Source organism: Streptomyces sp. NRRL S-118, from assembly GCF_000716335.1.
Taxonomy (GTDB): domain Bacteria; phylum Actinomycetota; class Actinomycetes; order Streptomycetales; family Streptomycetaceae; genus Streptomyces.
On record NZ_KL591022.1, the window covers coordinates 54,752 to 66,758 of the forward strand.

The window sequence follows — 12,007 nt, forward strand, 5'->3', positions numbered from 1 at the left end:
GGACCGCCGACCGGGTCGACGAGTACCTCCAGCAGTACCGGACCGAGCACCGGGTCTCGAAGATCTGGGGGTCCCGCGAACGCATCGTCGTCGGTCTCACGGGCGGCCCCGAGGGCCGCACCCTCATCCGCCGGGCCGCCCGGCTGGCGGAGAAGGGCGCGGGCGGAGAGGTCCTCGCCGTCTACATCGCCCGCAGCGACGGCCTGACAGCCGCCTCGCCCAAGGAACTCGCGGTCCAGCGCACCTTGGTCGAGGACCTGGGCGGCACCTTCCACCACGTCATAGGCGACGACGTGCCCACGGCGCTGCTCGAATTCGCGCGCGGCGTCAACGCCACTCAGATCGTCCTGGGCGTCAGCCGCCGGCGCACCTGGCAGTACATCTTCGGGCCGGGCGTCAGCGCCGTCGTCGCCCGAGACTCCGGCCCCGACCTCGACGTCCACATCGTCACCCACGACGAGGCCGCCAAGGGCCGTCGCCTGCCCACCGCCCGCACCACGCGGCTCGGCCGCTCCCGCACCATCCGGGGGTGGCTGACCGGCCTGGCAGGACCGGTGCTGCTCAGCCTGCTGCTCACCCACGTCGACGCCGATCTGGGTCTGGCCAACGACGTGCTGCTGTTCCTGTCCTTCACCGTGGCCTCCGCCATGCTCGGCGGCTTGCTCCCGGCGCTGGCATCGGCGGCCGTCGGCTCGCTGCTGCTCAACTGGTTCTTCACGCCCCCTGTCCACGAGCTGACCATCGCCGACCCGAGGAACCTGGTGGCCCTCCTGATCTTCGTAGGGGTGGCGATCTCCGTTGCCTCCGTGGTCGACCTCGCCGCTCGCCGGACCCAACAGGCCGCCCGGCTGCGCGCCGAGTCCGAGACGCTGTCCTTCCTGGCCGGCACCATTCTGCGCGGAGAGTCGAGCCTGGACGCCCTGCTGGAGCGGGTCCGCGAGACGTTCTCCATGGAGTCGGTGGCGCTGCTGGAGCGGGGGAGCGACGTCGAACCGTGGGATTGCGCCGGCAGCGTCGGCCCCCACCCGGCCGCTCGGCCCGAGGACGCCGACGTCGACATGCCGGTCGGCGACCGCATGTCCCTCGCGCTGTCCGGGCGGGCGCTGCCCGCCGAGGACCGCCGGGTGCTGGGCGCCTTCGCCGCCCAGGCCGCCGTCGTACTGGACCGGCAGCGGCTGGTCGGTGAGGCCGAGGAGGCGCGCAAGCTCGCCGAGGGCAACAAGATCCGTACGTCGCTGCTGGCGGCCGTCAGCCATGACCTGCGTACGCCCCTGGCCGCCATCAAGGCCGCGGTCACCTCGCTGCGCTCCGACGACGTCGATTGGTCCGAGGAGGACCAGGCGGAGCTGCTGGAAAGCATCGAGGTCGGCACGGACCGCCTCGACCACTTGGTCGGCAACCTCCTCGACATGTCCCGCCTGGAGACGGGCACGGTCACCCCGCTGATCCGCGAGACGGATCTGGACGAAGTCGTGCCGATGGCGCTGGGCGGCGTACCGGAGGGCAGCGTCGAGCTCGACATTCCCGAATCGCTCCCCATGGTCGCCGTCGACCGCGGACTGCTGGAGCGTACGGTCGCCAACATCGTCGAGAACGCCGTCAAGTACAGCCCCGACGGCACGCCGGTCCTGGTGTCGGCCAGCGCCATCGCCGACCGCGTCGAACTCCGCGTCATCGATCGCGGCCCCGGCGTCCCCGACGAGGCGAAGGACCGTATCTTCGCGCCCTTCCAGCGCTACGGCGACGCCCCGGGCGGCGCCGGAGTCGGTCTCGGTCTCGCCGTGGCCCGCGGCTTCGCCGAGGCCGTCGGAGGCACCCTGAGCGCCGAGGACACCCCCGGCGGCGGCCTGACGATGGTCCTGACCCTCCGACCGGCTACCGGCCATCCGCCGACGAGCCCCGACCTCCCGGCGACCGTCACCACCTGAAGGCCCTGCAAGGGCAGGGACAGCTCGTACGGGTACTCCTCGCCCCCGCGCAGGAAGGTGAAGCGCACCGTGAGGGCGCGGGCGTCGAGCGCGTGCCGCCCGGTGACCGTTCCATCGGTGCGGGTGCCGTCCTCGGTCGTACCGAAGGCCCCGCCCCGGTCGGTGTACTCGTTGCCGAGGCCGTCCTGCGCCTCCGGCATCAGCAGCACCGGCATCTCGTCGTAAGAACCCCTGACGAAATGGGTTGGCCGCGCACTCCTGGGCAGGGCGATGATCTCTGGTACTCGCATATGAAGGAGCATCCATGAGCGACATCGCTCCGACGGAGCTCATCCGTCTCGCCAATGACGAGGGGAACAGCGTCACCGTCAACGTCCTGGGGCGCGATCCCCGGTGGAGCGCCGGACTCGAAGCCGAGATCGTGGTCACGACCTCATTCGTGTCCGGCCGTGTCGCCTTGGCGCTCTCCGCCTCGAAGCTTGAAGACTGGTCCGACGCGCTGAAGAGGCTTGATGCCGGCGAGGATGTCGCCTGGATGGAGATGAGCAGGGGGCCGTCCGTCTTCATTCAGCTCACCGGTGAGCGTGAGTGCCCAGAAGTGGTGGTCGAGGACGAGTCGGGGTCCATGGTCACCGTGCGGGTTCCCCTCGTTCCGCCGGACGACTGGATTGCCGACCACCAGAAGCGTCTGCACAGGGTGATCGATCACTGGGTCCCGATGCTGTCAGCGTAGGGAGGCAAGCCGCCGCCGGCAGATCAGGGGCGCAGCCCGGGGTGAGGAGGGCTTCGTGGATGTCGTGGCGGATCTCCCAGCGGATCCGCAGGCGGTGGAACCAGTGCAGATGGGCGAACGCGCGCTCCGCGCCCCGGTGTTGGCGGCCGAGCCCGGAGCCGTGCTCGGTGCCGCGGCGGGCGATCCGCGGCTTTCACGCCGAGATCCCGGACCGGGCGGCGGTACTTGTCGTGGTCGTAGCCGCGGTCGGCCGGCACCACGTCCGGACGGCGCCGGGACCGGCCTCGCTTGCCGCGCACGGGCGGCAGCGATTGCAGGAGCGGGGGTGAGGCCTGCGCACAGTCCGAGTACGACCCGCGGGCACCGAAGAAGAACTTCTCCGCACTGCCCGTGCCAGCCGCTCAGAACGGCGACGCCGGCACGCTGCTGGGCCAGTTCTCCAAGAGGAACCGCATCATCGACGGCATGGACGACGGCTTCTTCGTAAAGATCACCACCTGACACAGTGGGGGGGAGGAGCCGCTTCTCCTCCATCCTCAGTCAGCGGCCGGCCAGAACTGGACCAGGTGACATCTGCGTGATACGTGACTGCTGTAGTGCGTCAGCTCGTTGTCGGCGTTGCGGCCGCCGACGCTGAGTTCGGCACGTCGAGGCGGTGGACCCACGGGTGATCCCCATACGTGCCGAGGATGGCTTCGGCGAGCCAGATCCTCTGTGCCGGCCCGAGCGTTGGAAGGACTGCGGCGAGGTCGGTGTCGTCCTTGGGTCGGGGGTTCTTGGCCTTGTAGTAGAGCTGGACTTCAGGGCGCAGGTAGGGGATGCCGTCCGTGCTGATCGCGCCCAGCTCCGCCACGGGGCGGTGCACGGCGGTGTCGCGGCGGGACACCCACAGGCCGTCTTGCGCTTCATCCAGCATGATCTGGATGCGCCAGGGCGTGCCGGGCTCGGGGCGGCACCAGATGTCATGGACGCCCATGGGCAGGTACTCGCCGGGTAGCCACGGACGCAGTTTGCCGGGTGGGTCGGCCGCCCACCACTCCCATCCGGCGAGTACCTGCTGGGCGGCGTGCTGGTCTTCGCGTAACAGCAGGACGTCGATGTCGTCGTGCGCGCGGACCGCGTGCCCAACGGCGAGTTCGATGGCGTGGCCGCCCGCGATCCACCAGGCGCAGCGGGCTCGTGAGAAGAGGTCGGCGACTTCGGCCAGTGGGGCGGGCACCCACGCGGGAGGGTCGGTCGTCATCGTCATCTCAATTGGTGAGGTGTCGTCGGATGAATGGTGCCGTACCCAGGACAAGTGCGGCGAAGACGGTCAGTCGTTGAAGGCCGGGCTGAGCAGCGAGGTTGCTGTGCTGGATGCCGTGGACCGCGTACCAGTTGGCGGCGAGGTCGGTCGCCATGATGGCGCAGGCGAGATCGATTCCTCGGCGTTTGCCCCGGATCAGCAGCACGGCGGCGAGTGTGTCGAACAGCGCCAGCGACGACCAGTAGAGGTTGAGCCACCCAGGTGCCCAGTCGTACGGGTGCAGGCCGTGGCTGAGGAGGTCGGTGACGTGCGCGGAAGCGCCGACGAAGAGCAGTACGGCTGCGATGACGCAGGCCGACATGACCGCCCGGCGCGGGGTGTGGTGCATCCATCCGATCACGCTGGGGATCGTCCCACCTGCGGGTGTCGCCGCTCGATCGTCCAGCGATACCGCCCCAGCCTCGTGGAGGATTCGACGCCTCTGCGGGCGATGCGGTGGCGGATGCCACGCGAGCGGAGCCAACGGCGCAGGTGGTCGTAGTCGTATCACCGTCACTCTGGCGGCCTGGGCGGCGGTCGGGAGCGACGGCCGACCGAACATGCGCTCGCAGGGTGCTGCGTACGCTTGTGTAGTCGTCGCGGTGGGTGGCGAGAGGGGGTGAAGCCTCCCTCAGTCGCCTGATGATGTGTCAGAAAAGTCGGCAAGTGGTCAGCATGAGTCCTGGAGAACCTGGGAATGCTGCCCGGACACGCGACTCGTTGTAGGGTAGGAAACCGCCCTTGACCTGCATAAACGCAGGCAGGGAGCCTAGATCCAGGAGTACCTCGAAGATGCGTACCATGTTCAAGTCCAAGATCTAGCATCTGGGCGTTTGCGCAGGTCAACGCCGTACTGCCCGGGTCGAGGTCAGCAAGTGGCCAGCATCGGTCCCGGCCGGGCCTCTGGCGTGGGTAAAGGGATCGGGTGCATCCGCCGCCCGGGGCGTGACGCAGGGGAAGAATCCCCGTCCCTCGGCGGAGAGCAGTCGCATGACCGCTGGAAGGAGCGCATCGCCGGTAGTACCCGGAGGTGAATGGAGCCCTGCCGCGGTGCTGACCGCTGGGAACTACCGTTGTGTCAGGTGACGTGTCGGTCGACGCGGGCATCCCACTCAACATGGATCGGCCGGGCGCGGCGGCTTGCCTGAACGCTCCGGCTGCCGAAGCGATGCTTCCGCAGGGGGGACGGCCTCCTGCAGGCCGGTCCGCGGTCGCCTTTCCGGAGCCGGGCCCGTGCGGTGTTCCGTTCTCCGATGAGGAGCGCTCGCTCTATGTCCTCGCGGACCTGGGGGCGCGGCCGAGCGCTGAGTCGACACCTGACGCCCTTCACCCCTGTGAGGCGGTCAGGCGCCGTCTCGCCGAGCTCCTCGATCCGATCGTCAAACGGTGAGCACGGCCTGTAGTGGGCCGGCCAGCGGCCGCGAGTGCCACGGCCACCGGTGTGAGGCCCGGACGGGCGGGTCACGCCTGGCCAGGAGCCCCCGCCCTCAGCTCGAGACGGCCTCGGCCCAGCCGCGGTTGACGGTCTCTCTTGCCTTCTCCGTCTGCGCCTCCGTCGGAAACGTCGGCGTGCCCTCGACCGTCGGCAGTTTCTCCGCGGCGGCCTTGTCGAGGGTGCCGTCCTTCTCCATGGCGTCCATGAGGACGGGGCGTGCATAGGCGCCGAGCCGGATGTTCTGGCCCTCCGGGCTGAAGACGTACTCCTGCCACAGACGTGCCGCCGCGGGGTGCGGAGCGTCTTTGTTCACCCCGTTCGCGTAGTACTGAGCGAAGCTGCCGTCGAAGGGGATGGCGGTCCGCCAGTCGACGTCCGTGCCATTCTCGCGGAATTCGTCGGCGTATCCGAGGTTGAGGAAGTCCCAGTCGATGCTGATCGGGGTCTGGCCCTTCGCGATCGTGGCCGGGGTGGATTCGACCGGGATGAAGTTGCCGTTCTCGCTGAGCTCGGCGAAGAAGTCGATGCCGGGCTGGACGTCGTCGAAGGAACCCCCGTTCGCCAGGGCCGCCGCGTAGACCCCGGCGAAGGCGGAGCCGGACTTGGTGGGGTTGCCGTTGAGCGCGACCTTGCCTTTGTACTCGGGCTTGCGCAGGTCGGCGAAGGTCGCGGGGCAGGTCTTGACACGCTTGGCGTCACAGCCGATCGAGACGTAACCGCCGTAGTTGTTGTACCAGCGGGCCCGGTCGTCCTTCTGTTCCTTGGGGATCTCGTCGTACGCGGCGACCTTGTACGGAGCGAGCAGGCCCTGCCGTGCCGCGGACTGCGCGAACGAGCCCCCCACGTCGATCACATCGGGGGCGCGGCCTTCGCCCCTGTGCTCCTTCAGGGCGTTGATCTCGTCCTGGCTGGTACCTTCCGGGTTCTCCACGATGACCTTGATCCCGTACTTCTTCTCGAAGCCGTCGATCAGTGCGCCGTAGTTGGCCCAGTCGCTCGGGAGCGCGATCGTGTTGAGCGAGCCCTCTTTCTTCGCTTTTGTGGTCAGTGCTGCCATGCCGCCGGCGTCCGCGGCGGAGGTGGCCACCGCGGGTGCCCTGGGCGCGGTGGTGGGCTTGTCTCCGCAGGCGCCGAGGGGCGCTGCGAGGACCAGGCAGGCGGCGACGAAGGCTGTCCGGAGACGAGGTGCGGGCACAAAGGCTCCATAACGGGCGGTCGCGTACTGATCGAGGCCAGCGTACGTTCGGCGGCCTCGGCAGCGCAGTCCCAGACGGTGGTGTCCGCTGTCTTCCCTGCGGCTGCCGTACCGGCGCGTTCTCAGAACCCCTCGTCGTCCCACCCGGCCAGGAGCGCCTCCCCGAGATCCATCGCGGGCGGTGCGGCCCCGTCGTGGAGGGCCTGCTCGCTCCAGATGATCTTGCCGCGGGCGGTGTAGCGGGTGCCCCAGCGCTCGGCGAACTGCGCGACGAGGAACAGGCCGCGACCGCCCTCGTCGGTGGCCTCGGCCCGGCGCAGGTGCGGGGAGGTGCTGGACCCGTCGAAGACCTCGCAGATCAGGCTGCGGTCGTACAGCAGCCTCACCCGGATGGGCTCGGTGCCGTAGCGGATGGCGTTGGTCATCAGCTCGCTGAGGATGAGTTCCGTGGTAAAGGCGATGTCCTCCAGGCCCCAGTCCGCCAGTCGGCGGGCGCAGGCGTTGCGCACCGGGGACACCGCCGCGGGGTCGGGGGGTACGTCCCACTCGGCGATCCGCGCGGGGTCCAGTCGGCGGGTGCGCGCCACCAGCAGCGCGACGTCGTCGCTGGGCCTGGTGGGCAGCATCGCGTCGATCACCACGGTGCAGGTGTCCTCCGGGGTGCGGGCGGGCCCGGCCAGAGCGGCGCGTAGCGCTGCCAGGCCCGCGTCCGGATCGCGGTCGCGGCTCTCGATCAGCCCGTCGGTGAAGAGTGCCAGCCGGGAGCCTTCGGGCAGGGTGACCGTCATGGTCTCCATGGGCAGGCCCTCGCCCAGGCCCAGCGGCGGGGAGACCGGCACCTCGGGGAAGGACACGGTTCCGTCGGGAAGGATCAGAGCGGGGCCCGGATGCCCGGCGGTGGCGGCCGTCACCTGCCCCGAGACGGGATCGTAGAGGACGCACAGGCAGGTGGCTCCGGTGATCCCCTGCCACTCCTGCTCGTCGGTGTCAATGTGGGCGACGAGCTCGTCCAGGTGGCTCAGGAGTTCGTCCGGGGGCAGGTCGAGGGTGGAGAAGTTGTACACGGCGGTGCGCAGGCGGCCCATGTTGGCGGCGGCGTGGAGACCGTGGCCGACGACGTCGCCGACCACCAGGGCCACTCGGGCGCCGGGCAGCGGGATGACATCGAACCAGTCACCGCCCACACCGGCCTGGGCGGCCAGATAGCGGTGCGCGACCTCAACGGCGGACTGCTCCGGTACGCCCCGGGGCAACAGGCTGCGCTGCAGGGTGACGGCCATGGTGTGCTCGCGGGTGTAGCGGCGGGCATTGTCGACGGACAGCGCCGCCCGGGCGGTCAGCTCCTCGGCGAAGGACACGTCCTCCTCGTCGAAGGGCGGGGAGTCCTGGGTCCGCCAGTAGCCGGCCATCCCCAGCACCACGCCCCGGGCCCGCAGGGGCACGGCGATCATGGAGTGGATGCCGCGGTCCAGGATCTGCAGGGCGTTGGCCGGGTCCTGGGTCCGCCAGCCGTGGGTGGCGCGCAGGTCCGCCTCCAGGACCGCGCGGCTGCCGGCCAGCCCGGCGGCCATGGGGCTGGTGGGAACGAACCGGATCAGCTGGCCGACGGGGTAGAGGGGGTGGTCGTCCTGAAGGCCGACGCGGGCGGTGCGGCGCATCTCGGTGGTTGCTTCGGGCGGCTCCTCGCCGCGCAGCACCGGGTCCAGCAGGTCGACAGTGACGACGTCGGCGAACCGTGGGACCGCCACCTCCGCCAGCTCCTCCGCGGTGCGCTCCACGTTCAGCGTCGTTCCGACCTGCATCCCCGCGTCGTAGAGCAACTTCAGCCGCTCGCGGGCCACCTCGGCCCTGCCGGAGAGCGCCCGCAGCTCGGTGGTGTCCCGCAGCGTGACGACGGTCCCGGCCTGCCCGTAGGGCGCGGTGGGCCGGATGTTCACCGCCAGCAGCCGATCGGCTGCCATGTGCAGCTCGTCGGTCGCGGAACGGCCCGATGCGATCGGATCGGCGATCCCCTCTTCCAGACCAAGGTCCGCGACGGGGAGCCCTTCCGCGTCCACCGGCAGGTCCAGCAGCCGCCGCGCCTCGTCATTGGCCAGCAGCAACCGTCCGCCGCCGCCGACGATCAGTACGCCCTCTCGCACCGCGTGCAGCACCGCGTCGTGGTGCTCGTACATCCTCGTCATCTCGGCCGGTCCCAGGCCATGCGTCCGGCGCAGCAGCCGACGGCTCACCAGAGCGGTTCCGCCCGCAGACAGGGCGAGCACCGCGGCTGCACTGCCGAGGACGACCGGCAGCTGCCGGTTCACCATGCTCTGCACGTTCTGCACCGTGACCGGGGAGGAGACGATGGCGATGACGCGGCCGTCGGAGTCCTTGACGGGGACCACCGAGACCACGGACTGCCCCAAGGACCCTTCGAAGGTCTCGGTGAAGGATTGGCCGGCCACCGCCTTGGAGAAGGGGCCGACGACGTGCTTCCCGATCTGCCGTGGGTCGCTGTGGGCGAGGGTGACCCCGGAAAGTGTGTACACGTTGATGCCGTCGACCCCGGCGATCTTCCGGGCCGCCTCGGCGCTCGGCTGTAGCACTGCGCTCGGATGGGGGCTGCGCAGGGCCGCGACGATTCCCGGAGATTCCGCGAACGTTCCGGCGGCGGCGAGCGTACGGTGCCGGGCGTCCACCATGCCGGCGCTCCGGGCTTGCACCACGAGCGCCACCACCGCGGCGGCGACGAGCAGCACCACGACGGCCAGCTGCAGGAGGAACACCTCGCCGGCCACGCTGCGCACGCTCAGAAGGGAGGACAGACGCTGCGGCCGCCGCGCCTCTCCCTTGGGGGGCTGGGCGTGCTCCGGACGCTCCTGGTGGCTTCCTGAGCGGGGACGCCGAGAGGGAGAGGAAGAGCTCGTGGTTGAGCCGAGCAGCCGACGTCGGACGCGTCCAGGTAGGTGGCTCATACTCCATCTTCTAACGTCTATGGGCCGTCGGCAGCGGGGAGCGACGGTCGCCGAGCCGGCGATCCGGGCCCTTCCGCGGAGCGAGGGTGTGGCGCCGCGCGTGGGGGCGCGGGCGGGATCCGGGGCGCCGCCGCGCCGATGGGGATCCCACGCCCACACGCCGTGCAAGAAGTCATGCTGGTTCAGAAAAATGGAGGGGTGGACGGGACGAGTTCAACGACGTGCCGGCCGCCGTTACCGCCCTGCTGCGCTGAGCCGGCCACCGGCGGCCGGGGCGTTTCCCTTGGCTCAATCCTCGCCACGGCGCACTTCGCGCCGCGGAATGCCCATGGTGTCCGGATAATGGATGGAACGGCGAGTGGAAGGGGACATCTCGTGCCATCGGCTCGGCCGGGGGGCGAGGAGACCCACGGCCCGTTCTGGTCCGAGCCGGGGACGCTGCTCGAGCACGTGCCCGTGGCCGTCTTCGGCCTCGATGACGGGGACCTCGTCTGTTACTGGGTGCCCGGCGCGCGGGACCTCTTCGGATATGACGCCACCGCCGTCCTGTCGAGGCCCGGCGCCGTTCTCTTCGCCGACGGCCCCGGGGCGCCCCCGATCCGTGCGCCCGGCTGACCGAGCGCGGCCGGACCCAGGGTTACTGGAGGGGGCGGCTGCCGGCCCGGCATCGTGACAGTCCGGTGCCGAGGTGAGGACATCGTGCAGCGTGGCGAGTCCGAGGTCCACGTCACGCGTGCGGCCCGCGATCAGCCCATCGGTGTGCAGGACCGGCAGGCTGTCCTCCGGCAGCTCGAAACTCGGTCGTCTCGAAAGGGAGCCCTCCCAGGCCGAGGGGCGGTCCGATCGGTACCTCCGGCAATCCGACCTCCCCGGAGGTGCCGGTGGCCTCGCCGATCGTCGAGGGTCTCGCTCGGTTGCTGGCTCATCAGGTAAGTCAGCATTCGGTCAGCATGAGCCGCAGTGCGTTCCCGCAGAATTGCCCGAACAGCCGCCCGTGACGGCGTGAAAGCCCAGGTGGGGCCGGATTACCTGGCCGGAGCGATGTTCCTCACAAACATCGTTCGGCGCATGCCGGTGTACAGTCGAGACCGCCCTTGACCTGCAGGAAGCAGGCAGGGAGCCGTCTTCGAGGAGTCCAAAGTGCTGCGCACTCTGTTCAAGTCCAAGATCCACCGGGCAACCGTGACCCAGGCCGATCTGCACTACGTGGGGTCGGTCACCGTCGACGCCGACCTCATGGAGGCGGCCGATCTGCTCCCCGGTGAGCTGGTGCACATCGTCGACATCGACAACGGCGCCCGCCTGGAGACGTACGTCATCGAGGGCGAGCGCGGATCCGGTGTGATCGGCATCAACGGTGCGGCGGCGCATCTGGTGCACCCCGGGGACCTGGTGATCCTCATCAGCTACGCCCAGATGGACGACGCCGAGGCGCGCTCGTTCGTCCCGCGGGTCGTCCACGTCGACGCGGCCAACCGCATCGTGGAGCTCGGCTCCGACGCCTCCGCGCCCGTGCCCGGCAGCGATACCGCGCGCAGCCCGCACGCCGTGCCCGCGGCCCGCGGCTGACGGGCCGCTCCGGCGTGACGGAACCGCGCCCCGTGCTGGCGCTCCTCCACACCTCACCCGTCCACGTGCCCGTCTTCGACGCGCTGCGCGACGCCCACCACCCGGGCCTCGTGCTGCGGCACACCGTGGACGCCGCGCTCCTGGAGCACGCCCGCGCCGAGGGCCCCGAGGCCGTCGGCGGCGCGGTCGGGGCGGCGGTGCTCGCGGCCGTGGGCGACGGCGCCCGGGCCGTGCTGTGCACCTGCTCGACCATCGGTGCCGTCGCCGAACGGGTGGCGGCCGGCGTGCCGGTCCTCCGGGTCGACCGCCCCATGGCCGCCGCGGCGGCGGCCATGGGGCGCCGGATCGTGGTGGTCGCCGCGGTCGCGAGCACCGTGGAACCCACCGTGGAGCTCCTCCGCGAGGAGGCCGGCCGCCGGAGTCCGCGGATCGACACCCTGCTCGTGGACGGGGCCTGGGCCCTGTTCGTGGCGGGCGACCGGGACGGCTACCTCGACGTGGTGGCCGCCGCTGTCGACGGCGTACGGGACGCCGACGCGATCGTGCTGGCCCAGGCCTCCATGGCGGACGCCGCCGCCCGCACCCGTACCGCCGTACCCGTGCTCTCCAGCCCCCGCCCCGGTCTCGCCGCCGCGGCCGCCGCGGCCGCCGCGCCGGAACGGCACCCGGGTCGGCACACCGGAGAGTGATCCCGCCGCGCGGGGGAACGCGCAGCGCGAGAGGCTGAACAGGCCCGGACGATCCACCGAGGGGATGCCATGACCAACCCGCCGACCCCCGACCCCGTGCCCCCGGCGCCGACCCCGCCGACCCCCGTGCCGCCGGACCCCGTGCCGCCGACGCCCGTGCCCCAGCCGGGCCCGCCCGGACCGGAGCCGGGCCCCGCTCCCGGCCCCGTACCGCCG

9 protein-coding genes and 3 pseudogenes are annotated in these 12,007 nt (G+C 70.8%); 5 read left to right on the forward strand and 7 right to left on the reverse strand.

The window, feature by feature from the left end; genetic code table 11:
• Positions 1-1,928: DUF4118 domain-containing protein (locus IH00_RS37790; protein WP_039947523.1), on the forward strand; the 1,928-nt coding region annotated here is incomplete at its 5' end.
• Positions 1,929-2,232: 304 nt separating this feature from the next.
• Positions 2,233-2,661: a DUF5959 family protein gene (locus tag IH00_RS0128825; RefSeq protein ID WP_031078670.1), complete on the forward strand. Its 429-nt coding sequence runs from the start codon at positions 2,233-2,235 to the stop codon at positions 2,659-2,661.
• A gap of 43 nt (positions 2,662-2,704) precedes the next feature.
• Here IH00_RS0128825 and IH00_RS44345 read toward each other — a convergent pair.
• The 6 genes and pseudogenes from IH00_RS44345 to IH00_RS0128850 form a co-directional block, all read right to left on the reverse strand.
• A pseudogene (locus IH00_RS44345) lies at positions 2,705-2,984 on the reverse strand (IS5/IS1182 family transposase); the annotation flags it as partial.
• Positions 2,985-3,262: 278 nt separating this feature from the next.
• Positions 3,263-3,904, reverse strand: a complete 642-nt coding sequence (locus tag IH00_RS0128835) for a nucleotidyltransferase domain-containing protein (protein ID WP_052411706.1) — start codon at positions 3,902-3,904, stop codon at positions 3,263-3,265.
• A gap of 7 nt (positions 3,905-3,911) precedes the next feature.
• Complete coding sequence (locus IH00_RS37795; RefSeq protein ID WP_234334992.1) at positions 3,912-4,307, reverse strand: hypothetical protein; 396 nt, start codon at positions 4,305-4,307, stop codon at positions 3,912-3,914.
• 29 nt (positions 4,308-4,336) lie between these two features.
• Positions 4,337-4,453: pseudogene (locus tag IH00_RS43470) on the reverse strand (IS5/IS1182 family transposase); the annotation flags it as partial.
• A 980-nt stretch (positions 4,454-5,433) separates the two neighbouring features.
• Entirely contained in the window at positions 5,434-6,576 is a 1,143-nt protein-coding gene (locus IH00_RS0128845; RefSeq protein ID WP_031078678.1) for an ABC transporter substrate-binding protein, read from the reverse strand.
• A gap of 122 nt (positions 6,577-6,698) precedes the next feature.
• Positions 6,699-9,365, reverse strand: coding sequence for a SpoIIE family protein phosphatase (locus IH00_RS0128850; RefSeq protein ID WP_031078679.1), 2,667 nt, complete (start codon positions 9,363-9,365; stop codon positions 6,699-6,701).
• A gap of 543 nt (positions 9,366-9,908) precedes the next feature.
• Between IH00_RS0128850 and IH00_RS0128855 the strand changes: the two genes are divergently transcribed.
• On the forward strand, positions 9,909-10,148 hold the full coding sequence (locus IH00_RS0128855; RefSeq protein WP_031078681.1) for a hypothetical protein: 240 nt from the start codon (positions 9,909-9,911) through the stop codon (positions 10,146-10,148).
• A gap of 60 nt (positions 10,149-10,208) precedes the next feature.
• On the opposite strand, the pseudogene IH00_RS44350 reads toward IH00_RS0128855, so the two are convergent.
• Positions 10,209-10,413: pseudogene (locus tag IH00_RS44350) on the reverse strand (SpoIIE family protein phosphatase); the annotation flags it as partial.
• A gap of 260 nt (positions 10,414-10,673) precedes the next feature.
• Between IH00_RS44350 and panD the strand changes: the two are divergent.
• Positions 10,674-11,102: an aspartate 1-decarboxylase gene (gene panD / locus IH00_RS0128860; protein ID WP_031078682.1), complete on the forward strand. Its 429-nt coding sequence runs from the start codon at positions 10,674-10,676 to the stop codon at positions 11,100-11,102.
• 32 nt (positions 11,103-11,134) lie between these two features.
• Complete coding sequence (locus IH00_RS0128865) at positions 11,135-11,791, forward strand: aspartate/glutamate racemase family protein (protein WP_039947524.1); 657 nt, start codon at positions 11,135-11,137, stop codon at positions 11,789-11,791.
• Positions 11,792-12,007: the final 216 nt, after the last annotated feature.